The sequence below is a fragment of the Microbacterium altimontanum genome, assembly GCF_058349865.2.
The window spans coordinates 83,891-106,628 of the sequence record NZ_JBYRJB020000009.1; the positions used below are offsets into that span (position 1 = coordinate 83,891).

Genomic DNA, 22,738 nt, shown 5'->3' on the forward strand with positions numbered 1-22,738 from the left:
GCGTCCTGACGGCGCCCAGGATCACAGCCAGGCGTTGCCGTGGCGCTGCCGCAGATCGCGGAACGCGACGCCGAGAGCCACCAGCACGACGACGGCGATCACGAGGAAGCCCACCATGAACGCCGCCGCCCACGTGCTGACGGCGAGCACGCCGAACGAGATCGCGGTGATCGCCGCGATGCCGATCGAGGTGCCCACGCGCTGCCCCGTCTGCATGATGCCGCCGGAACTGCCCGCGTACTGGAGCGGCACCTCCGCGAGGGTGAGCGCCTGGTTCGGGCTGATCACGGCGCCCTGTGCGATGCCGATGAACGACAGGCTGAACAGGAGCCACCACTCGCTCGCGACGCCCTGTGCGTGCAGCCACACCACGAGGATGCTCAGCACCAGGCCGATGATCGCGCTGAACAGCCCGCCGATCACGACCTTGCGCCCGAGCTTCGCGACGCTCCGGCCCGCCCACAGGGCCGCGATCGCCGACAGGATCGAGCTCGGCAGGCCGATGAATCCCGACTCCAGCGCGGTGTGGCCGAGGCCCTCCTGCATGTACAGGGCGACGATCACCCAGATGCTCGTCACGCCGAGGAAGTAGAGGCTCACGAGCAGCGTGCCGTTCGCGAAGCTCGTCACCCGGAAGATGTGCAGATCGACCATCGGTGCCCGGCCATGGTCCTTGTAGCGGTTCTCCCACCAGATCCATGCCAGCAGGATGACGACGCCGACCGGCAGCGCGAGCCACACGAACGGCGTCGCCCCCGTCTCGAGGAACGGGAACATCACCGCGAGCACGGCGAGACCGAGCAGCACCGATCCGACCGGGTCGAGGTCGCCGGAGCGGCCGACCTCGCCGGGCTGCGGCTCGCGATTGCGGTTGAACAGCGGCTTCGGGATCCAGATGAGGGCGGCGACGATCGCGAGGATGCCGATCGGCACGTTCACGAAGAACGTCCATCGCCATCCCGCATCCGCTCCCCCGGCCTGGATCAGCAGACCTCCCAGGAGCGGGCCGATCGAGACCGAGACGCCGACGACGCTGCCGAAGATGCCGAACGCCCGACCGCGCTCGGCGCCGCGGAAGTACTGCTGGATCATGCCGACGGCCTGCGGGCTGATGAGGCCAGACCCGATGCCCATTACAGCGCGCGACAGGTTCAGATGCAGCGGATCGGATGCCAACCCCGCCCACACCGAGCACGCGGTGAAGATCGCCGTGCCGGCGATGAACAGCGGTCCGCGGCCGTAAATGTCGCCGGCGCGGCCGGCCGCGACGAGGCCGATGCCGAACGTCAGGGCGTAACCCGACAGCACCCACTGCAGTTCGGACTGGGTGGCGTGCAGGCTGTGCTGCATCGTCGGGAGCGCCACGTTGATGCTGCTGACGCTCATGAGCGACATGAACAGCACGACGACGAGAACCGCGAGCACCTGCCACCTGCGCGGATCGGGGACGTACTCCTCGTTCCCCCGCGCGTCGGTCATCGGTCAACCCTACCGCCGCGTCTCACGCCGAACTCGGAGGTCATGCACAGCCCGCATACGCCGCGTGGAATGCAGCGACGGCTACCGTGGGAGGAAGCGATCGGCACCTGCCTGTGGCTTCATCCCGGCTCCTTCGCCGGCCGAACGAACGGCGCCATCATGGCCACCATCGCCCCGCACGCTCCCACCTCCACTCTCGGGCCCGTGCGTCAGACATACTCCCGGCGCGAGGATTTCCCGCCGATCGCCCGCGCCTACACGCAGGTCTCCGAAGTGGTGCGGGAATCAGGACTGCTGCGGCGCACACCGCGCTTCTATCTCATCGTGGGCGCCGCCCTGGCCGTCGGCTTCGCGGGTGCGATCGCCGGCTTCCTCCTGCTCGGCGACAGCTGGTTCCAGCTGCTCATCGCGGGCGCGCTCGGCATCCTGCTCACCCAGGTCGCGTTCCTCGCGCATGAGGCGGCGCACCGGCAGATCCTCGCGAGCGGTCCCGCGAACGATCGCCTGGCACGCGGGCTCGCCGCCGTCGTCGGCATGAGCTATTCGTGGTGGGACGCCAAGCACAGCCGCCACCACGCGAACCCGAACCGGGTGGGCAAGGACCCCGACATCGAGGTCGACACGATCTCGTTCCTCGACGAGGATGCCGCGCAGGCGCGCGGACTGCGCCGCCTCATCACGCGCAAGCAGGGCTGGCTGTTCTTCCCCCTGCTCACGCTCGAGGGCTTCAACCTCCACTTCCTCGGCTTCAAGCACCTCGCGAGCCGCGGCCCCGTCAAGGGCCGCTGGACCGAGCTGAGCGCGCTGTCGGTGCGGTTCGCGGTCGTGCTGACGGCGCTGTTCCTCCTGCTGCCGGTCGGCATGGCGTTCGCGTTCCTCGGCGTCATGGTCGCCGTGTTCGGCGTCTACATGGGCGCGACGTTCGCGCCGAATCACAAGGGCATGGCGATCATCGCCCCGGATGCCAAGATCGACTTCTTCACCAAGCAGGTGCGCACGTCCCGCAACATCCGCGGCGGTTGGTGGGCGACCTGGCTGATGGGCGGCCTGAACTACCAGGTCGAGCACCACCTGTTCCCCAGCATGTCGCGTCTGCACCTCGCCAAGACCCGCGAGATCGTCCGGGACTTCTGCGCCACCCACGAGGTGCCCTACACCGAGACCTCGCTGTGGCGCTCCTACGCGATCGTGATCGAGTACCTCAATCGCGTCGGCCTCGCCGCCCGCGATCCCTTCGACTGCCCGATGGTCGGTCAGTACCGCCGGGCGTAGCCGGCTCGCGGCCGACGAGGATGGCCGCGACGCTGAGCACGAGCAGCGGGACGACGCAGAGGGCCGCGACCGCATAGCCGTTCTCCTGCGGGAAGACGGCCCGGCCGGGGGTCGCGGCGGCCAGGAGCAGGCCGGCGAGGGCGCTTCCGATGCTGAATCCGACGGTCCGCACGATCTGATTGATCGACAGCACGCTGGCCGTCTCCTCCCGTGGGACGCCCTGAAGGACGAGCCGTGGCATGATCGCCGACGCTCCTCCGACGCCGAAGCCCAGCACGGCCATGGCGGCGAGGACCGTGGCCAGGGAGCTCCCAACGAGGGCGAACATGCCTGCAGCGAGGACGACGCAGGCCGCGAAGATCGCGAAGGTCCACCGCGCGGACGCCCGCGCGACGAGCCACGGTGTGACGCGGCCCGCGACGAACCCCAGCACGGAGAACGGGATGAGCGCGGCTCCGGCGATCACGCCGGAGAGCCCGAAGCCGTACCCGGCGTCGTCCGGGGTCTGCACGTAGCGCGTGAGCAGCGAGAAGAGCAGATACATGCCGACCCCGGCCACGAGCATCGCGACGTTGGCGCGGAACACCCCGCCCGCCGCGAGGAGACGGAGATCGACCAGCGGAGCCGATGTGCGGCGCTCCCACAGCGCCCACCAGCGCGAAGACGATGGCGGCGAGGATGAGGACCGACGCTCCGATCCACGGCTCGTCCCAGACCGCCGGTTGCGCGACCGTGAGCAGCACGCCCAGGATGCCGGTCCCCAGCAGCACCGCACCGGCGACGTCGATGCGGGGGCTCGGTCGGGGAACGTCGTCCGGCAGTGCGCGCCAGGCGACGATGACCGCGCTGAGCGAGAGCAGGAACCCGACGCCGTAGGCGATGCGGAGGCCGGCAACCTGGTCGATCAGGCCCATCAGCGCGTAGGCGACGCCGATGCCGACCGTACTCGCGACGGAGATCAGGGCGATGGTCGACTGCGCTCGTTCGGTAGGGAGGTGGTCGCGGGCGACACTCATCAGGAGGGCGATGGCGCCCAGCCCGAGGCCCTGCAGGGCACGGCCGACCAGCAGCACGGCGAACACCGACGGGATCGCGGTGAGGACGCCGCCGAGCGCGACCAGGGCGAGGGTGACCAGAAGCGTCGCGCGACGGTGCGGGCCCGTGCCGAGCCGGCCGAGGACCGGGGCGGAGATCGCGCCGGCGAACAGCGTGACGGTCAGCGTCCACTGGGCGGCATCCAGCGGCACGCCGAGATCGAGCGCGACGGATGTGATGAGGGGCGCCCCGACGCCGCCGATCACCGCCCCGAGGAACGCGACCGTCACGAGCGCTGCGCCGAGACCCTGCTCCGAGATCCCCCGCGGTGCCCGCGTGCTCATGCGGGGAGCGAACCCGCGGCGAGCGCTGCGAGCAGCTCGCGCTCCTCGTCGTCGGTGAGGCCGGCGCCCCGCACGACGATGCCGGAGAGCGCATCGCGCAGCGTCTCATGGAGGGGACGGAGCGCGAGACCGGCGGACCGGGCGCGGGAGTTCGAGCGCAGGTTCATGCCGTACCACTCGGGGTCGTGCAGCCAGAGCGGCAGCGAGCGCGGTCCTGCCCATTCGGCGACGTCGTGCGCGAGAAGCCACTCCCCCGGTGCCGCGACCGGTGAGCCCACGTCTCCCGCGACCTGCCGCGCGAGAGCGATGTGCTCCGGGAACGGCACGGGATCGCCGGTCGCGTTGAACGCGCCCGACGCGTCGGAGCCGGCGAGCAGGAGGAGGAACGCGGCCAGGTCGCGCACGTCGATCACGGAGGTCGGCAGCGCGGGCGCGTCGGGCACGAGCACCCGTCCTTCGCGGTTCGACGGATGAGCGAAGCGACTGGGCCAGTACGACGTGCGTCCGCTGCGATCGCGGGGGCCGCCGATGAGGCCGGGACGGACGATGGCAGAACGATCCGCGAACGCGGTCCGCACGGCCTCCTCGCACGCGGCCTTCGCCGCCCCGTAGTCGGCCACGGTGCTCATCGCGTCGCCCAGCAGCGGCTCGAACAGCGCGGCCGACTCGTCGGCGCCGGCCTCCGCCTGCGACGAGTAGGCGCTCACCGACGAGACGTAGACGTACCGCTCGGCGCTGCCGGCGAGGTCGCGGGAGGCACGACGCACGTGTCCGGGCTGGGTCGCGACATCCACCACGGCGTCCCACCGCTGCGTGGCGAGGTCGGCGAGCGCGTCGTCACGGTCGCGGTCGGCCCGCGCCAGCGTCGCTCCCGCCGTCGCTTCCGCTCCGCGCGCGACGCAGGTGACCTCATGCCCGGCGGTGACGGCCTGCCCGGCGACGTGGCCGCCGAGCCATCCGGTGCCGCCGAGGATCAGAAGCTTCATGGCGTCACAGCCCGAGGAGGTCGCGCAGCACCGTGAGGACGCCGCCCTCCGCGTTCGAGGGTGCGCTGAAGCGGGCGGCGGCCGCGATATCGGGATGCGCGTTGGCCATCGCGAACGAGAGGTCGGCCGCACCGAGCATCTCGAGGTCGTTGAGGTAGTCGCCGAACGCCATCGTCTGCGCAGACGTGATCCCGAACGCCTGCTGCATCGCGCGCACCGCGTGCCCCTTGTTGGCGTCGGCGCTCATGACGTCGACCCAGTGCTTGTTCGAGACCACGACCTGGTGGCCCTGTTCGAACGGCGCGAGCACGTCGCGGGCGGCGGCCTCGGCATCCGCGAAGTCGTACACCGCGAGCTTGAGCACCTCGTCGTCGACGTCGTGCAGGTCGGCGACGATCGCGCGCTCGACGTAGTACCTGTCGACGTGCGCGAGGAAGGCCTCGTCGGCCCGCTCCACGGAGGCGCTGCGTCGCCCGCACACGACGAGTCCGAGGTCGCGGCCGGCGGCTCGCGTCGCGTCGATCACCCGGCCGACCGTGGCACGGTCGAGCGGTGTCGTCGAGACGACCCTCCCCTCGTGCACGACGATCGTGCCGTTCTCGGCGATGTAGGTGTCGGCGCCGGGGAACATCGCGGCGAGCGTCGCGTACTGCCGGCCGCTTGCCGGCGCGAACGCGATGCCGCGGGCGTGCAGGCGTTCCAGCAGCGGCCAGAGGTCCGCGGGGATCTCGCCGTCGGCATCGAGCAGCGTGCCGTCCATGTCGCACACCACCAGGCGCACATCGAGACCCGCCGGGTCGATGCTCGTCCAGGGCGCGGGGGTGGTGGCGATGCTCACAGAATGCCTTTCGTCGCGGCACTCCATGATCTCACGGGCGCGTCAGCCGCCTGCCTCCGCGGCCGCCCCGGTGCGACGGTCGATGCGCTCCTGGATCGTGCGCAGCGCGAACACCATGCTGCCGAGGCCCGATTCCGCCGGCGCGTGCTCGAACGCGTCGATGGCGGCGGCACGCGCCCGGTGGCAGCGGTCCTGCGCGCCGGCGAGGTCGTCGCCGGAGTCCCACGCGCGCAGATAGGCGGCGATCGCCGTCATCGCATCGTGCAGCGGAGCGACAGCCTCGGGCGGGATGTGCACCGTCACGGGAACGTCCCAGATCGCGCCGCTGAGCGCCTCGGCGATGTCGCTGAGGCGCAGTCCGACGTGGCGCAGCGCGTCGACATCGTCGTATGCCGCATCGATGTCGGAGCGGTGCCACAGCATCCGCGGGTTGGCCTTGCCGCTCTCGCGCGCCTCGTCGACGAGGTCCTGCGCCTCATCGACCGAGGTCCGCAGGTCCCTCGTGTAGGCGAGCCAGTCGTCGCGGTCGGGCGGCCAGTCCTCGGTCAGGATGTCGGCGAGGTCGTCGAGATGATCGGCGATGTCGATGCGGATCGTCGAGATGCGCGATCTCGCCGAGGTGAACGTCAGCGGCGGCACGAAGACGAGGTTCACCGCGGTGCCGACGACCAGGCCGAGCCCGAACTGCAGGATGTACCCGAAGCCGTATGACGCCGGATCTCCGGCGCCGAGGATCACCACGAAGACCCCGGCGATCGCGACGTACACCCGTCCGTCGCCGAGCACGCGCACCGCGGCGATGAGCACCCCGATCCCCGCCGCCAGCGGGAGCCGGAGGAACCACGGCAGACCCGTCGCGATGAGGGTCCACCCGACGGCCACGCCCAGCAGAACGCCGGCGACGATCTCGATCGTCGTGCGGATCGACCCGATCACGGTCGGCGCGACCCCCAGGAGGGCGCCGAGCGGGGCGTAGTACGCGTACTTGTCCAGCTCCCCCGGCAGCAGCTCGCCGAGCAGCCACGCCGCCGTCACGCCGACGGCAGCCTTGAGCGCGAGCAGCAGGCGGTAGCGGGTGATGATCGGCCGCAGGGCGTCACGCACCCGCGCGAGCCCGCTCACTCCTCCTGCCCCGCGGTGACGCGAGCGAGATGGGCGACGACATCGCTCAGCCGTCCGGTCTTCGCGAACACCGCCCGCTGCCGTTCGGCGCCCGTGCCCCGCTCGAACAGCCGAGCCACCGCTGCGGCCACGCGCTCCTCGTCGCCGCTGGACCGCAGCGCGGGTGCGAGCTCGCGGAGCATCCCCTCGACGACCTCGCGGGCCAGCCGCGGGCGCATCGTCTGCGGATCGAGGAGGTTCTCGGAGAGTCCGTGCCTTCCCGCCTGCCACGTGGCGAGCCGGACGAGCGACGCCCGCGCCGGCGGTGCCGGCTCCCCGGCGCGCCACTGCCGCGCGGCAGTCTCGACGAGGGCACGGCACAGCGCCGCGATGAGCACCGTGTCGCGCACATCCGCGCACACGTCGGCGACCCGGATCTCGATCGTCGGGTACCGGTGCGACAGCCGCGTGTCGAAGTAGACCATGCCGTGGTCGAGCATGACCCCCGAGGCGAGCATCCCGTCGACCAGCTCGTCGTAGGCCGCCACCGAGCCGAACACCTCCTGGGGGCCGGCGGTCGGCCAGCGCTGGAGCGCCTGCGAGCGGAAGCTCGCATACCCGCTGTCCTTCCCCTGCCAGAACGGCGAGTTCGCGCTCAGGGCGGTGAGGATCGGCGTCGTGGTGCGGATGCGGTCGAGGATGCCGATGCCCTCCTCCCGTGAGGTGATCGACACATGCACGTGGCACGCGCAGGTGAGCTGCTCGTTCGTCGTGAGGCCGAAGTACTCGACCATCCGCTGGTACCGGGGCTTCGGTTGCACGCGAGGCTCGACCGGCAACGGCGACGTTCCGGAGGCGATGACCCGTGCACCGGCGCGACGGGCACCGTCGATCGCCGTGTGTCGCCAGGCGCGCAGGTCGTCATCGAGCGCGTCGAGGTCGGTGGTGGGCGCGGTGTCGGTCTCGAGCTGCTGCTGCTGCAGCTCATGCTCGAGCGACCCGCCGTCGGCGTGCGACGCGGCACCGGCGAGCGCGATCGCCCGGCCCGCGACCGCCCGCGGCACACCGCTCTCGGCGTTCACGAGGAGAAGCTCCTCCTCCACTCCGACGCTGCGCACACCTCAGCATCCCAGTCACCCCCTTGCGGACGCGCGGGGTTGGCGAGAGGCTCGGAAGGCGCTATAGGAGGGGTCGCCGTCGATGTGCCGACTGTTCGGATACGTCTCCCACCGTCCGACGTCGGTCGTCGACGAGCTCGGGCCCGAGGAGTTCGAGGACTTCACGGCACTCACCCGCGTGCACGACGACGGATGGGGCATGGCGTGGCACGACGCCGAGGGCCGCACGCAGACGTTTCGCTCGCCCGAGCCCGCCGACGAGGATCCCGAGTACGCCCGGCTCTCAGGCGAAGCGCTCGGCGCCGCCGGTTTCGTGCACCTGCGCTGGGCGACCGGCGGCCTCGCCGTCGCGCCGGAGAACACGCATCCGTTCTCCGACGGCCCCTTCGCGTTCGCGCACAACGGGCACATCGCACCCATCGCCCGTCTCGAGGAGATGCTGACGCCCGCGTCGCGCGGGCGGCTGCGCGGGACCACCGACAGCGAGCGGTACTTCCGGCTCGTGGTGCAGAGCATCGAGCAGACGGGCGACGAGGCGCAGGGTGTGACGCTCGCGCTCCGGCGGCTGATGGAGGAGTTCCCGAACAACAGTCTCAACGCGCTGCTGCTGACCGCCGACCGCCTGTTCGCCGTGCATGTGAACAGCCGCGCCGATTCGCCGAAGGCGAGCCTGCGCAAGATGTTCGAGTCGCCCGACGCGATCCCGTTCCGTCACGAGAACGAGTACTACGCGATGGACTACCGCGTCACGCCGACGTGCGTGCAGGTGATCTCCACCGGGCTCGACGCCGAAGGATGGTCGCCGGTGCCCGCCGACAGCGCCGCGATGGTCGACATCGCGACGCGCGAGATCACCCGGCTGCCGCTGATCGGCTGACGCCGGTCACTTCTCGCGGGCCTTGCGCGTCTCCCGGTTGTTCGCCTTCTCGATCGCGTCGACGAGCTCGCTCTTGCTCATCGAGCTGCGCCCGCTGATGTCGAGCTTCTTGGCGACGTCGTAGAGGTGCTCCTTGGTCGCGTTGGCGTTCACGCCGCCGCGCGTCTTGCCGCCGGAGCCGCGGCCGCCCTCGGCCTTCTTGTCGCTCGGGCCGGCCTTGTCCTTCTTCTCCCAGTGATCGCCGACCTTCTCGTACTCGTGCTTCAGCGCGGCGTATGCGGTGCGGTGCGACCGTTCGCCCTCGCCGTACTCCTTGACAGCGGAGTCGTGGGCGGCCGACCAGATGTCCTGGGCGTGCTTCGGCGACCTCTTGATCGTGTCGGGCATTTCCTCGGATGCGGGCATGGCATCGTCCCTTCTGTCATGGTCACGGTATGCCGGCGACGAGCGGGCCGGCAGGGTCTTGCGCGGGATGCGTCGCCATGGCACGCGGCCCACCTCATCTCGGGTGCGGCGGAAGGATGTCGTGGACGCCGAGGTAGTGCGAGAGAGCGAGTTCAACCTCTGCGAGCTGGTCTCGGGAGAGGTAGTCGACGGGGTCTCCGATGACGTAATCTGTGTCGATCGAGCGGACCTGGTCGACCAGCATGCGCGTCATGGTCCCCGCAATCTCGACTTCAGGCCGGTGCACGGATGGACCAGCCGAGGTGGACGTCGGGATCACCGTCACGACAGACAGGGGCGACTGCGACGGCGATACCACCAATCCGAGCCGCCGCCCGCCCTGCTCGTGTCCGCGGGGTCGCCCGAGGTCGATCCGATAGACAGCGCCTCGGATCACCAGGCGTCCGGTTCTGTGTTGACGTTCTCGTCACTGAGTTTTTCAGTGTCCTCGCGGAACTGCGTCAGCCAACGTTCGTGGTCGAGCACGCGCAAGGCTCTCCTCAGCGTGTCTGACGTCGTCTCACCGGGCCGCGCCGCCTCGCGAAGGATGCGCTCGTCCTCGTCGGTCGGCCGAAATCCAATCGATGCAGGCATACCACGATTCTACCCAGCCGTTCGACAAATGTTAGACGCGCACTCCAGCCGGCGCCGACCTGCCGGATACGCGTCGGCCGACGCATCCGGCAACCCCTTGCATGCACCCGGCGGATGCGTCAGGGTCGGCGGAATGAGCACCTCTCGCACCATCGACGAAGCCCGGCGTCTCGCGGCGGAGGACTTCGGATGGGATCGCCTGCGCAGCGGGCAGGAGGAGGCGATCGCGGCGCTCGCGGCCGGGCGCGACGCGCTCTGCGTGATGCCGACGGCGTACGGGAAGTCGGCGATCTACCAGGTGGCGGGAGTCCTGCGGGATGGCGCGACCGTCGTCGTCTCGCCGCTGATCGCACTGCAGGCCGATCAGATGGCGGGCCTCGCGGAGGCGCCGGATGCGCCGGCGGCGGTCGCGGTGAACTCGGCGCAGAGCGACAGCGCGAACGACGAGGCCTGGCGGTCGCTCGCGGTGGGCGACTCGGAGTTCGTGTTCCTCGCGCCGGAGCAGTTCGCGGGACCCGAGGCGGTGGATCGGCTGGCGGACGCCGGAGTGTCGCTGTTCGTCGTCGACGAAGCGCACTGCGTGTCGGCGTGGGGCCATGACTTCCGGCCCGATTACCTGCGGCTGGGCGATGTGATCGAGCGGCTCGGCCATCCGCCCACCCTCGCCCTGACGGCGACCGGCGCCCCGCCGGTGCGAGAGGAGATCGTGGCGCGGCTCGGGATGCGCGACCCGCTCGTGCTCACCCGCGGCTTCGACCGGCCGAACCTGTGGCTCGGCGTGACGCGGCACGAGTCGGACGACGCGAAGCGCGACGCCGTGGTCGCTCAGGTCGCCGCGGAGCCGACGCCCGGGCTGCTCTATGTCGCAACGCGGCGTGCGGCACAGGAGTATGCCGAGGCGCTGTCGGCCGCCGGCGTGCAGGCGGCGGCGTACCATGCGGGGCTGCGCGCGAAGGAACGGTCGGAGGTGCACCGAAGGTTCCTCGACGACGAGGTGGATGTCGTCGTTGCCACCAGCGCGTTCGGCATGGGGATCGACAAGCCCGATGTGCGCTTCGTCATCCACGCCGCGGTGACGGATTCGCTCGACAGCTACTACCAGGAGGCGGGCCGCGCAGGGCGCGACGGCGAGCCGGCGCGCGTGGAGCTGCACTACCGCGCCGAGGATCTCGGCCTGCGCCGTTTCTTCGCGGCGAAGCACCCCGACGCCGACCTCGTGCGCGGGATCGTCACGGCGCTGCAGGACGCCGGCCGGCCGGTGCGCCCGCGCGCGCTCGCGGAGGCGACCGGCGCGTCGACCCGTCGGGTGAGCGCCCTCGTCGGTCTGCTGACCGACGCCGTCGTCCTGGAGCGGGCGGGCTCAGGCATCCGGCTCTCTCCCGCGTTCCGGGGCGGCCCCGACGACGCTGCCCTGCGGGCCGAGGAGCAGGCGGAGACGAGGGAGCGCATCGACGAGTCGCGCATCGAGATGATGCGCGGGTACGCCGAGACGCTGGGATGCCGCCGGCGCTACCTGCTCGGGTACTTCGGCGAGCCGCTGGACGAGCCGTGCGGCAACTGCGACAACTGCGATGCCGGGATGTTGGAGGCATCGGAGGCCGGTGAGGCGGTCGCCGACGACCCGTTCCCGGTGCAGAGCCGTGTACGGCACGCCGAATGGGGCGAGGGCGTCGTGATGAGCGGCGAGGACGACCGGATCACGGTGTTCTTCGAGAGCGAGGGGTACAAGGTGCTCGCGCGCGAGCTGATCGCCGAGCACGGGCTGCTCGAGCGCATCGGCGGCCCGTCATGATGGGGTGCCGCTCGGGGTCGAGGACCAGGATGGATAAGCTGTCGCTCATGAGCCGGATCTTCACGACGAGCTTCGCCTCGGTCTACCCGCTCTACGTCGCCAAGGTCGAACGCAAGGGCCGTACGAAGGCCGAGCTCGACGAGACGATCGAGTGGCTCACCGGATACGACACGGCGGAGCTCGACGCTCACCGTGCGGCGGAGACGACGTTCGAGGAGTTCTTCGCGCAGGCGCCGATGAATCCGTCGGCGGCGCTCATCACCGGTGTCGTGTGCGGAGTCCGCGTCGAGAACGTCGAAGACCCGCTGATGCAGAAGATCCGCTATCTCGACAAGCTCGTCGACGAGCTCGCGAAGGGCCGGCCGCTGGAGAAGGTGCTGCGCAGCTGAGGTACGAGGGCCGCGCGCTGGCGCTGCGCGGTCACGCCCGATGGCGGTCGAACCTCGCGCCGCGCCCATCCGACGGAAGGAGCGTCAGCACGAGCACGACGAGCCCGCCGGCGCTCGGGATGAGCGCGAGGAACCAGAACGCACCCGACAGGTTCGCGTCGTGCAGGCGACGCCAGGTGAGGGCGATGCTCGGGACGATCCCGGCGATGAGCCACGCGGCGGCGAGGATGACGGTCACCGTGAGCCCGGCGTCCCAGTGCAGGCCGTGGCCGGTACGCGCGGCGCGCAGCGAGGGAATGTAGATCGCGAGGAGCACGACCGCGACACCGCCGCCGCACAGCGCCCACCACCAGAACTCGCTGCGGCTCGCGCGCCCGCCGAAGACCGCGTACTTCCGCCAGAACCGGGTGAAGGCGACGGGGAAGCTGGCACCGTAGTACGGCTGGTCGAGGGGCACCGGATGACGGCGCCGTGCGGATTCCGAGTGCTCGGCCATGCTCGCCTCCTCGCCGCATCCGTCTAAGAGCATGATCCTCCCTGCGTCGAGGGGAGGCTCCGGTTCACAGCAGGTCGATAGGCGCTTCTCGGCGAGGCGGTCCCGGGTGGGGTGGGGGTGGCCCCTCCTAGGATGGCGGAATGGCACTCCTGGATCATCTCGGCATCACGGTGGAAGACCTCGCTGCGGCGAAGACGCAGTTCGACCCGGTGCTCAGCGCCCTCGGATACACACGCCGCGACGCGGACGGCTCGATCTCGTGGGACTGCGGCGACGAATCGGAGATCATCCTGTACCCCGCCCGCGAGGAGGGGACGGGACCGCATCGACACGGCCGTGTGGGGTGGCAGCACCTGGCATTCAGCGTCGACTCCCGTGACGAGGTCGAGCGCCTGCACCGCGTGGCGATGGATGCGGGATGGAGTGCCGTGCGCGAGCCGAAGGAGTACCCCCGGTACACGCCGCGCTATTACGCCTCGTTCATCGAGGACGACAACGGCATCCGGATCGAGTTCATGTACAACCCGCCGCGGCAGGCGACTGGCGACTGACGCAAGGAGCCTCCCCGATGCGCCGCGTGACCTATTCGATGTCGATGTCGATCGACGGGTACGTCGTCGGGCCCGACGGCTCCTTCGACTGGGGAGACCCCGACGAGGAGATCTTCACTCTCGCGACCGACGAAGTGCGCCAGGCGGGCGTTCATCTGCTCGGACGGCGCCTGTACGAGGCGATGCTGTTCTGGGAGACCGACGACGAGGATGCGTCGCTGGGCTTCTCCACTCGTGAATTCGCCGAGATCTGGCGGGCACTGCCGAAGGTGGTGTTCTCGCGCACGCTGTCGGAGGTGGAGGGGAACGCCCGGCTGGCGCGCGGGAGCCTCGCCGAGGAGATCGAGCGATTGCGGGCGGAGCCGGAAGAGGGTGACATCGCGATCGGCGGAGCCACGCTCGCCGCGGAGGTCGCGGAGCTGGGGCTCATCGACGAGTATCGCGTCAGGGTCTATCCGGTGCTGGTGGGCGGCGGCATCCCGTTCTTCCCGCAGCACGAGCGGCGGACGGACCTCGAACTCGTCGAGAGTCGCACGCTGGCGTCGAAAGTGCTCTACCTGCGCTATCGGGTGCCGCGGTAGCGGGAGGGGTTCCGGGTCAGATGACCAGCTCGCCGTCTCTGGCGACGATCCGGCCGCCGGCGATGACCAGCTCGCGGGCGGGCGTGCGCACGATCGCGTCGGCGACGTTCTCGGCATCGAGCAGCAGGATGTCAGCCCGGGCGCCGGCGACGAGGTCGTGCCGGGCTCGGTGGACGAAGTCGGCCGCGGCGCGGGTGGCGAGGTCGGCGACGCGGGTGAAGTCCTCGTCGTATCTGACGCGGTGCAGGCGTGCGAAGTCGAGCGCGACGCGCAGCAGGTCGCCGTCGCCGTAGGGGGACCACAGGTCCCTGATCCCGCCGGTGCCCAGTCCGAGACGCATCCCCTTCTCCCGCATCGCGGTCCAGGGCAGCGGCGCGGAGCCGATGGGTGCAACGGTCGTCCAGCTGATGCCGAGCTCGGCGAACTGATCGAGTAGTCGCTGTTGGCGGGCGGCGGGCAGCTGTCCGAGGGCGAAGCCGTGGGCGATGTTGACCTTGCCCTCGAGGCCGGTGCGGCGGGTTCGGTCGATGATGAGCTCGTATTCGAAGGCGCCGAGCTCGCCGCCGGAGTGGAGGTGGATGTCGAGGCCGCAGCCGTGCTTCTCGGCGATCCGGAACAGCCCGTCGAGCTGGGCGACCGGGTCGCGGTCGATGGCGCAGGGGTCGAGGCCGCCGATGTTCTCGGCGCCCTGGGCGGCGGCGCGGTCGAGGAGGTCGAGGACGCCGTCGCGGCGGATGACGCCGTCCTGCGGGAAGGCGACGATCTCGACCTGAACCGCCCCGTCGAGTCGCGCCTCGGCTTCGCGGACGGCGGCGATGCCGTCGAGACCGATGCCGAGGTCGACGTCGACATGCGACCGTGTCGCGGTCGTGCCATGTCGGAGGAACTCGCGGAGGACGCGCTCGGCGACATCGGCGCTCGGGATGCCGTACTTGTCGCGTTCCGCACGTTCGTGGGCGATGCGGCCCTGCGTCGTCGCCTCGCCGCCGTAGGGGACCCACGGCTGACCCCACCAGCTCTTGTCGACGTGGGCGTGCGCGTTGATGAAGCCGGGCAGTGCGAGCAGCCCGCGTCCGTCGATGACCTCCGCACCCTCGTGTGAGCCTCCCGCCGGGACGACGTCACTGATGGTGTCGCCGTCGAGCACGACATCGACGAGATCGGCGCCCCACGGGCGAACGGAGGAGAGGACGGTGTTCGGAATACGTCGACGCTACATCGCGCGTGGTTGCACCGCGCAACGCGCGGAGCCTCCGGCGGCAGGACCCGCCCTCGCCCTCGCGAGCAGAGCGAAAGGGCCGGCCATTCGGCCGACCCGTTCGCTTTACGTTTACGTGGGCTGTTGGCAGAACCTGTTGTGGCGCCGCGAAGCAGGGAGCGTCCCGCTATCCTTTCCTGCGCGGGTGCTTCAGTTTTCCTGTGACGTGACCTTGCCATCGAACGACACCCGCAGCGCGGAGAGGTGGAGGATCAGCCCCGTGCCCCATCTATATCCGCGAGGCCAGGCCCCGCAGTACTGGCGCCCGTCGTCCCCTTCCCCGGATCACAGGTTCATCCTCGGGTCGTCAGCCGATCCTGGCACGGTCGCCGGACGCAGCCCGCTCGTCGTAGTCGGTATGAATCCGTCTCATGCGACGAACCGGGTGTCAGACAGCACGGTGAACCGCGTGGTTGAAGCGAGCATGGAGCTCCGCCACACGAGTTGGTGGATGTTGAACGTCTACCCAGAGCGAAGCTCGAAGCCCACGAACCTGCGCGCGTTCGACCCTGCGCTCTCTGCGGAGAACTGTGGCGAGATCGCAGCCTTCCTTCGAGTCGCTCAAGTGGACCAGGTGCTGGGTGCGTGGGGCGACCTCAAGCACCCAACGCTGCGGCAGGCGAAGAAGGAGGTTCTGGTGATGCTGCACTCGATCAACGTGCGGGTGTACTACTACGGCACGTTGACCCGCCGCGGTAACCCGCGGCACCCGAACCCGCGGGGCAAGGAGTGGGATCTGAGCGGACCCAAGAAATACCTCACCTAGCCTCGTACCCCTCAGACGTCACCCATGACCGAGAGCGTGTCACCGTTCTCTACCAAGACACCTCGAGCAATGGCGCGGTCGACAGCTGCATTTACGCGCTGGTCGACGATGGCGCCCGTCCGTGCCCAGCCGAACTGGCGCGCGATGGTGTTCACCACTTCGGAGCGCGACGCCCCGCCGACGTCTCGTACGAGCATCTCGGCGGCGAGAGCGAACTCATCGAGGTGGACCTGATCTGGTTTGCGATTGTGGTTGCGCGACCGCACCTTCGTCACATTGCGTCCCCGCACATCAAGGAATTCGCCATCTCGGGCGAGGCCTGCTTTCGTGATGGCTTGGTCGATGTTGTCCTTGAGTCGGGCGGTGACGCGGCCGACGGACCACCAGTCTCGAATCCGTTCGCTGACGGTGTCGAGGTGAACTGGCCCTTCAATCTGCACGAGCGCCTTGAGCGGTTTCACCAGGTGGAGATAGTTGCCGGGCTCTGCAGGCTCGACCCAGCGGGGCAACGCGACAGGTTCGGCCTCGATGTAATCGACAGCCCAGGTGAAGGGCGCGTCTACTTCCGCTGCGGCGGTCTCCACCGTCGCGCGCGGAATGGTGAAGTTGCGCTGACGTGTCACTGTTCCCGTGACTGCGGCTTCGATGGCCGCCCGAAGCCGTGCTTCTTCTTGATGACGATCTCGGTACCAACCGGTTCCCCATATCCGATGGAGCGTCCATCCGAGCCCTGAGAGCACTTGGTCTCTAAGCCGATCTCGGTCGCGTGCGGCGGGGGCCGAGTGGTACTGGTAGCCGTCGCATTCGACGCCGAGGGCGAAGGAGCCGGGCTTGGCGGGGTGCCGCACACCGATATCGATCCGGAAGCCGGCGGCACCGACCTGGGGCTCAACGACGTAGCCCCAGGACTGTATTGCCCGGATCACGGATTCTTCGAACGGGGAGTCCGGCATGAGGCCTGTCACGGAGGCTTGTGTGCCGAGAGTGGAGATGCCTCTGCTTGCGAAGTCGAGGTACGCGCGCAGGGCTTCGACATTCTCGTTCAAGGAGGGTGGGATGTCGCCTGCGTCCATGGAGGCGACGACCTCGATGCGTTGCCTTGCGCGGGTGACTCCCACGTTGAGGCGACGCCATCCCTTGTCCTTGTTGAGGACGCCGAAGTTGGTGGAGATCTTTCCGGCTTCGTCTGGGCCGTAGCCGATGGAGAAGACGATGACGTCGCGTTCGTCGCCTTGAACTGACTCGAGCGATCTGACGAAGAATCCGTTCAGTCGGTCGCTCTTGTCGAAGTGAGGATCGAGGTCTCTGTGCTGCGTGCGAAGCTCATCGACGGCTGCGACAACGGCATCGGCCTGCGCGACGGAGAAGGTTACGACGCCAAGGGAGAGACCAGGTCGTGTCCGGTAATGCTGGATGACTCTCTCGGCGACGGCTTTGGCTTCCTTCGGGTTATCTGCTCCCCCACCTCGGCGATACATCCCGTCCACGTGGAAGAACTCGACCCCGACATCTGGCCCCTCGTCCTGCGCGGATGGGTAGGTGACGAGATGCCCCTCGTAGAACCGGTAGTTCGAGAACGCGATGAGGGCTTCGTGACGTGACCTGTAGTGCCATCTGAGTCCCAGGTTCCGGAAGGCGCCGGAGGACTTGGCGAGTTCGAGGATCGAGGTGAAGTCTTTGACGTCGGAGTCTTCCTCGTCGGAGTCGTCAGATTCCACCGACCGTTCGAAGAACTGCGACGGCGGGAGCTGCCGGTCGTCTCCTGCGAGGATGAACGATCTGCCGCGGTAGATGCAGTTTATGGAGTCACCCGGGGTGACCTGGGACGCCTCATCGAAGATGACGACGTCGAACTTCAGGTCGTGCGGAAGATACTGCGAAACCGCGAGTGGGGACATCATGAACACGGGCTTGATGGCTTGAATCGCGGTACGCGCCTGGGTGATGAGGCTGCGAACGGCCATGTGGCGTTTCTGCTTCATCCCCTCCCGCCGGATGAGGGCGGGCTCACCCAGAGAGGTGTTCGCCGGCCGCCGTGTGTTCGCGGCCTGGATGATGTCGCTGGTGGCCGCCGCGACGATCTCCCGGTCGAGCTTCTGGAACTCGGCGACGAGAGCTTCTCGGTCTCCGGCGAGCAGTGGATGCAAGCGGGTGTCCGTCCGAATCTGCTCATCGGCCCATGCGCGCAACAAAGCACGCTCGATGACTTTCGGAACGTCCGCAGCCTGCAAGCGCTGCTCGATACAGAAGTTGACGGTCTCATCGAGGTCGAGTTCTCGAAGCTCGGCACGGATTGCCTGATAGTCGAACCACTCCTGTTGACCTATGGTGTCGGACTGGAAGTCGCCGAGTAATTCGAGCGCAGTCACGAAGTCTCCGAAGTCCTCCCGCAGCTCGTCCGTCCGCGACGAGTCGAACGCGTTGACGATTTCGTCGCGCATGCTTTCCCACTTCCGCAGGACAGACTCAAGGTTGCCAGGCGGAGAGGACTGCCCCAGAGCAGAAACTTGATGAGGCGAAAGCGCACCGCCCGCCAGCTCGCGAATTCTCCCCGCCCATCCCAGAGCCACGTCCACGACGGTGAGCTCAGTGCGGGCGCCCTGGTAAAGGTCGCCGAACTGGGCGTTCAGGTCGGTGGTCGCCAAGTCCAGTTCTCGCGCACAAGCGCGCGCATCCAGGGCTGCAGCGATGACCGCTTCAGCATCTTCAAGAGTGTGGTCTCTGCCGGTGCGGGCCGACACGGACTCGATCCGCTCAGCGGCTCGTCTCATGGGGGCGATGTGAGCGGACAGCCAGGCGACAGAGCTTGCGGGTGGTTCGACGAGTAGTTCCGGTCGCCCGGCCAGCGCAGGAGGTGAAGCAACACTTGCTCGCCAGGTGGCGAGTTCATGACGCACGGAATCTGCAACGGCAGCCTGTGCGGGGTCAACCGTCGCGGAGGACAGATATGTAACCGTCGAGCGGGAGACCGCGTCGCCACTGAGAGTAATGACTTCCTCGGCCGCTCTGAGGTATCGGTCGACGGCCTCCCAGTCGGTAGACCGTCCCTGCCACCATCGTCCGAGTATGTGTCCGGATGCAACGCCGGCCGCCTCGAACTCTCCTACAGCATCGGACCATGCGATTGCATCCGAGAGGTGAGCGATGCCTGCCTTGACCTCCCTCGCGTCGGCGAGGAGCGCTCCGAGCGCCTTCTTGTCTGTCCGATACGCGCCGGACAGCTTTCGGAGTCCGGTGTGGAGGTTGGTGAAACGGTCCTGAAGATCCCGCAGGGGCGCAGTGAGCGCATTCGGGGTGAAGAGTTCGCTCGCCTGCGACTCGGATCGGTCAAGCCCGAGGGCTTTGAGGCGAAGGCTACTCGCGGCTTCGCGGGCCGCGTGGAGACCGGAGGCTGTGAGCCAAGAGGCCTCGATGCCGGGGAACTCACGATGGATATCTGTGATCCGCACGACACGATCCGCCTCGGCGAAGGAGGCAGGGACAGCTACGCCAACAAGGTGCGCGAGGTTGGCGACGGCGTCGGTCGCGGCGGTGAGTGACGCTGCTCGTGCTGAGAACGAGTCTGCGGTGACTCTCAGCGTATGCGCCGTGAGCCCGGCGAGGTCGATTGCGCCGTAGACCGTGATTCCCTCAGGGGGCGCGGGGAATTCGACGGGCAACTGGTCGTAGCCGACTCCAGCTACCTCGATGACCGCGTCAGCGGCGCGCTGGTAGTTGGCGACGAGTTCGCCAAGCCGTTGACGATCCGTGTCAATTGACGTTTGATCGACCGCGGTGAGCCACTCGTCGTTGACGAAGTTAGGTCGGCGAAGGTGTTGAAGATCCAGCAACTCCATCAGCGTCGATGTTTCGTGAGGTAACCGCAGGTCGAATGAATCGACGACATCCTCGTTGAGGCGAATCGTGCCTTGAAGCTCTTCCAGTGCGCTGACAGCCGAGTAGAGGCGCGACTCGAGCGAAGAAGCATCCGTGACGGCACGCCAGAGGAATGTGGAACCTTGCGCGGCAGGTCGCCATGTTCGTTCGAGACGACTGAGCGTTTCACCGAGCGCTGCGCGACCCTCCTCAGACAGTTGGAGAGGTGCACGACTCGGAGCGGGAGCAACGGGCACGTGAACGAGCCCGGCGAGTTCACCGAGGACATCGTGAAGCGATGCCTGCAGTGGTGAGCGGCGCTCGTTCATCGCCAGCGCGTAGGAGTTGAGCCGGCGGCGTCGGTCCTCAAGGGCTGAGCGAGAGGGGGCGGTCATCCCGCGGGGTGGTTGAGCGACATTGTCGAGGCTGCGGAGGAGTTCGGATGCGACATCCTTGCGGTTCGTCTTGTGGGAGTGCAGCTCGAGCAGGTAGCTCTCGAGGCCGCTGTCCTTGAGACGGTTTTTCACCACATCGAGTGCGGCGATCTTCTCCGAGACGAAGAGCACCGACTTGCCGGCGTGCATGAGCGCGCCAATCATGTTCGCGATGGTTTGAGACTTACCTGTTCCGGGCGGTCCGTCCATGACGAAGCTGCGTCCGGCCAGAGCAGCTGCAACGGCGGCCCGTTGAGAAGAGTCCGCGTCGAGTACGAGTGGCGTGCGTTCTGGCGGGGCGAGCTCGTCGATATCAGCGGGGTCGACTGGGTCGAACTGGAACTCATCGCTCTGGGTTGTGGGATCTCCGTTCGCCAGGGCACGGACCACGGGGTGGTCGATGATGGCCGCTTCGTTGTCGAGGAGGTCCTTGTACATTGCCTCCTTGGCGAAGGAGAAAGTGGCGAGGTGGACTTCTGGCTCTAAGCTCCAGTCCGTGAAATCCTTCGCTTTGCCAAGTTCGGCAGTGAAACGACTCAGGATCTCCGAAACAGTCAGACCCTCGACCTCTTCGTACGTCGGAAGAGTGATGCCGAACTCGTTGAGTCGGAGCGGGAGGGCTGGATTCAAGACGGCGTCGTCCTGCCCGCCCTTGATCCTTGGGGTAGCTCGAGGTCCTTCTGGGACCAGTTCAACGGGTAGCAGGTAGATCGGACTGGTCATGTCCGTCTTATCGACGTCTTTCCATTTGAGCATGCCGAAAGCGACGTAGAGCACGGAAAGACCGCGGTCGAGGAACTCTTCGTTCGCGCGGCGCATCAGCGTACGGACCACGGGACCGATCTCCGTGTCTGCACGCGGAACATGAAGAAACGCCCCAGAACGGGCCGGGCGCGCTTCGCCGCTATCCAGGTCGATAATGTCGCCAACAAAGCTCTGGAGCTTTCCGGACCGGAGCAGCTCGAGAATGGCATCCGCGGAGGGACCATCGAAGCTCAGCGAGGACGTCCTAGGGGCCCTGAAGCGGAGGAGACGGCTTCGCCGATCCAATCCGATGAGCCCCTCGCGCCATGTTTTCAACGCAGCACGAGTCTCGATAGTTGTGCCCATGTCGCCCCTCCAGGAATACCGTCGGCCAACGATGAATCCGCGCCCGACGCGATACTTCCCCACATCGTATCGACGCGGCCCGCCTCAACCGGAGACGAAGACCGGCGGAGCTCGGAGGCAGTCCCGATGGCGCACGCCGGAAGATAGGCTCTGGGCATGGAGTGTCGCATCGCAGGCGGCCCTTTCGACGGGCAAACCGTGTCGCTTTCGCGCATGCCTGGATACGAGCTCGATACGAGCGCTGACGTCCCCACACTTCGCTGGCTCGACGGGCCTGTGTACACGCTGACAGGTGGTCCGTTCGAGGGCCACCGACTCCCTTTCCTCCCCGCGGGGTACGAGGAAGACCCAGTTGGCCCCGGCGTAGGCATCTGGACGATGAAGGAACTGTCGTAAAACTTCCCGTACCCGGCGGACCGGATATACCCCTCGCTGGGCGAGCGGTACTGCTCCTCGTGCGGTACGGGCTCCCGGTGGCGACCGATGAGCGAGCTCACTCTCGTCATTCACCCCGTCGCTGGAACGGACGGGCACTATCGGTTCTACTGTCCGAGCCATGTCCCGGATGTCGAGTGGAACGCAGGACGGGAGGACCGCCGGCAGCCGTGCCCGGAGTGTTCGACACTCATGCCGCTGTCCGGCATCTGCGATTTCTGCGGCTGAGTGGACCCTCGTCGGCGATGACCTAACCACCTTGATTGGGACCGGTGCATTGACGGGGATGGAGACGGTGTCTGTCACGAGCGTTGACACCTGAAGCTGCCGGGAGGTGCTGGGCAACCGACAATCTAGTTTTCGCGCAGACGGGTGATCGCAAGGACTGACTCGTCAACGACTCCCTCGCGAAGCAATGGTGAAGAAGACGCCACAGCCGGTGGTTTCTCCGGCAGGCGCGTGAGAACCGCGCCCAGGACGTCCTCAACGGACCGGACCATCCAGGGCAAGACGAACTCATAGAACAGATGTGGGTCCAGGAGATGACCGTCCGAGAACGCCTGACGTATTCCTGGACTCCCGTCGTCGGCGAGAGCGTTCAACGACGTGACAACCCTCGTGCCGACGTCCGTGTAGAAGCCCAACCCGATGTGGGTGGCTCCCCTCTTCGAGCGGAACGGCGAAATGATCGGTGCCGAGTCATGGATCTCGTTGCGGATGACTCGTAGCGCGTCGTTCAAGTGCTTCGCGCTCCCCCCGTCCGACCATGTCTCGGCTAGCGGAGCGAATCGCTCAATTGCGCGAGCACGCCATTCCGGGTTCTGCCATTTGATCCGATGGGGGTCTGGCGATGGTGGTTGCAAGAACTCGTTGACGATCCGCGCAAGCACATCGTGGAAGGCAACCGGGTCTGCCCCGAGTTTGGTTGACATCTGAACTGTGAGGATTCGTCCTCGCTGGAAGGATGTTCTTGTGGCAAAGCC

General features: G+C 67.9%; 20 protein-coding genes and 1 pseudogene. 7 read left to right on the forward strand and 14 right to left on the reverse strand.

Annotation, left to right across the window (positions count from 1 at the left end):
- Window positions 1-21: 21 nt before the first annotated feature.
- Entirely contained in the window at window positions 22-1,479 is a 1,458-nt protein-coding gene (locus tag AC3RX1_RS15590) for an MFS transporter (protein WP_491502184.1), read from the reverse strand.
- 159 nt (window positions 1,480-1,638) lie between these two features.
- On the opposite strand from AC3RX1_RS15590, the gene AC3RX1_RS15595 reads away from it, so the two are divergent.
- The gene (locus tag AC3RX1_RS15595) at window positions 1,639-2,751 is read left to right on the forward strand and encodes a fatty acid desaturase family protein (RefSeq protein WP_491502185.1); all 1,113 of its coding nucleotides are present in this window, start codon (window positions 1,639-1,641) and stop codon (window positions 2,749-2,751) included.
- On the opposite strand, the gene AC3RX1_RS15600 is transcribed toward AC3RX1_RS15595, so the two are convergent.
- The 6 genes and pseudogenes from AC3RX1_RS15600 to AC3RX1_RS15625 all read right to left on the reverse strand — a co-directional run bounded on the left by AC3RX1_RS15600 (window position 2,681) and on the right by AC3RX1_RS15625 (window position 8,173).
- Complete coding sequence (locus AC3RX1_RS15600) at window positions 2,681-3,337, reverse strand: MFS transporter (protein WP_491502186.1); 657 nt, start codon at window positions 3,335-3,337, stop codon at window positions 2,681-2,683. The genes AC3RX1_RS15595 and AC3RX1_RS15600 overlap by 71 nt on opposite strands.
- Window positions 3,338-3,467: 130 nt before the next feature.
- Window positions 3,468-4,130, reverse strand: a pseudogene (locus tag AC3RX1_RS15605) (MFS transporter); the annotation flags it as partial.
- Window positions 4,127-5,116 carry an NAD-dependent epimerase/dehydratase family protein gene (locus AC3RX1_RS15610; RefSeq protein ID WP_491502187.1) on the reverse strand — a complete coding sequence of 330 codons (990 nt, stop codon included), beginning with the start codon at window positions 5,114-5,116 and terminating at the stop codon, window positions 4,127-4,129. The pseudogene AC3RX1_RS15605 and the gene AC3RX1_RS15610, both read right to left, overlap by 4 nt.
- 4 nt (window positions 5,117-5,120) lie before the next feature.
- Window positions 5,121-5,954 (reverse strand): Cof-type HAD-IIB family hydrolase, encoded by an 834-nt coding sequence (locus AC3RX1_RS15615; protein ID WP_491502188.1) that lies wholly within the window; start codon window positions 5,952-5,954, stop codon window positions 5,121-5,123.
- 42 nt (window positions 5,955-5,996) lie between these two features.
- The gene (locus tag AC3RX1_RS15620; RefSeq protein ID WP_491502189.1) at window positions 5,997-7,076 is read right to left on the reverse strand and encodes an FUSC family protein; all 1,080 of its coding nucleotides are present in this window, start codon (window positions 7,074-7,076) and stop codon (window positions 5,997-5,999) included.
- Window positions 7,073-8,173, reverse strand: coding sequence for a glutamate--cysteine ligase 2 (locus AC3RX1_RS15625; protein WP_491502190.1), 1,101 nt, complete (start codon window positions 8,171-8,173; stop codon window positions 7,073-7,075). The genes AC3RX1_RS15620 and AC3RX1_RS15625 overlap by 4 nt, the downstream gene beginning before the upstream one ends.
- An 82-nt stretch (window positions 8,174-8,255) precedes the next feature.
- Here AC3RX1_RS15625 and AC3RX1_RS15630 point away from each other — a divergent pair, with 82 nt between their 5' ends.
- On the forward strand, window positions 8,256-9,050 hold the full coding sequence (locus tag AC3RX1_RS15630; RefSeq protein WP_491502191.1) for a class II glutamine amidotransferase: 795 nt from the start codon (window positions 8,256-8,258) through the stop codon (window positions 9,048-9,050).
- 6 nt (window positions 9,051-9,056) lie between these two features.
- Here the strand turns inward: AC3RX1_RS15630 and AC3RX1_RS15635 are convergent, their stop codons facing one another.
- The 3 genes from AC3RX1_RS15635 to AC3RX1_RS15645 form a co-directional block, all read right to left on the reverse strand.
- Window positions 9,057-9,455: a ChaB family protein gene (locus tag AC3RX1_RS15635; RefSeq protein ID WP_491502192.1), complete on the reverse strand. Its 399-nt coding sequence runs from the start codon at window positions 9,453-9,455 to the stop codon at window positions 9,057-9,059.
- Window positions 9,456-9,549: 94 nt separating this feature from the next.
- Window positions 9,550-9,891: a type II toxin-antitoxin system PemK/MazF family toxin gene (locus AC3RX1_RS15640; RefSeq protein WP_491502193.1), complete on the reverse strand. Its 342-nt coding sequence runs from the start codon at window positions 9,889-9,891 to the stop codon at window positions 9,550-9,552.
- Complete coding sequence (locus AC3RX1_RS15645; protein ID WP_491502194.1) at window positions 9,888-10,088, reverse strand: hypothetical protein; 201 nt, start codon at window positions 10,086-10,088, stop codon at window positions 9,888-9,890. Before AC3RX1_RS15645 ends, AC3RX1_RS15640 begins: the two co-directional genes overlap by 4 nt.
- A 133-nt stretch (window positions 10,089-10,221) precedes the next feature.
- On the opposite strand from AC3RX1_RS15645, the gene AC3RX1_RS15650 reads away from it, so the two are divergent.
- Together AC3RX1_RS15650 and AC3RX1_RS15655 are read left to right on the forward strand one after the other, a co-directional pair.
- Complete coding sequence (locus AC3RX1_RS15650) at window positions 10,222-11,880, forward strand: RecQ family ATP-dependent DNA helicase (protein ID WP_491502195.1); 1,659 nt, start codon at window positions 10,222-10,224, stop codon at window positions 11,878-11,880.
- A 47-nt stretch (window positions 11,881-11,927) separates the two neighbouring features.
- A complete protein-coding gene (locus AC3RX1_RS15655) occupies window positions 11,928-12,269 on the forward strand; it encodes a DUF2200 domain-containing protein (RefSeq protein ID WP_491502203.1) in 342 nt (113 codons plus the stop codon).
- Window positions 12,270-12,300: 31 nt separating this feature from the next.
- On the opposite strand, the gene AC3RX1_RS15660 is transcribed toward AC3RX1_RS15655, so the two are convergent.
- Window positions 12,301-12,765: a DUF805 domain-containing protein gene (locus AC3RX1_RS15660; RefSeq protein ID WP_491502196.1), complete on the reverse strand. Its 465-nt coding sequence runs from the start codon at window positions 12,763-12,765 to the stop codon at window positions 12,301-12,303.
- Between the two features lie 140 nt (window positions 12,766-12,905).
- Between AC3RX1_RS15660 and AC3RX1_RS15665 the strand changes: the two genes are divergently transcribed.
- The gene (locus AC3RX1_RS15665) at window positions 12,906-13,316 is read left to right on the forward strand and encodes a VOC family protein (protein ID WP_491502197.1); all 411 of its coding nucleotides are present in this window, start codon (window positions 12,906-12,908) and stop codon (window positions 13,314-13,316) included.
- Window positions 13,317-13,333: 17 nt separating this feature from the next.
- Complete coding sequence (locus AC3RX1_RS15670) at window positions 13,334-13,897, forward strand: dihydrofolate reductase family protein (protein WP_491502198.1); 564 nt, start codon at window positions 13,334-13,336, stop codon at window positions 13,895-13,897.
- Between the two features lie 16 nt (window positions 13,898-13,913).
- On the opposite strand, the gene AC3RX1_RS15675 is transcribed toward AC3RX1_RS15670, so the two are convergent.
- Window positions 13,914-15,101, reverse strand: a complete 1,188-nt coding sequence (locus tag AC3RX1_RS15675) for an amidohydrolase (protein WP_491502204.1) — start codon at window positions 15,099-15,101, stop codon at window positions 13,914-13,916.
- On the opposite strand from AC3RX1_RS15675, the gene AC3RX1_RS15680 reads away from it, so the two are divergent.
- Complete coding sequence (locus AC3RX1_RS15680) at window positions 15,025-15,921, forward strand: DUF1643 domain-containing protein (protein ID WP_491502199.1); 897 nt, start codon at window positions 15,025-15,027, stop codon at window positions 15,919-15,921. The two genes, AC3RX1_RS15675 and AC3RX1_RS15680, sit on opposite strands and share 77 nt — an antisense overlap.
- Before the next feature lie 11 nt (window positions 15,922-15,932).
- Here the strand turns inward: AC3RX1_RS15680 and AC3RX1_RS15685 are convergent, their stop codons facing one another.
- Window positions 15,933-21,320 (reverse strand): DUF3320 domain-containing protein, encoded by a 5,388-nt coding sequence (locus AC3RX1_RS15685; RefSeq protein WP_491502200.1) that lies wholly within the window; start codon window positions 21,318-21,320, stop codon window positions 15,933-15,935.
- A 788-nt stretch (window positions 21,321-22,108) separates the two neighbouring features.
- Window positions 22,109-22,738 (reverse strand): hypothetical protein (locus AC3RX1_RS15690; RefSeq protein WP_491502201.1); only part of this gene is annotated, 630 nt, incomplete at its 5' end.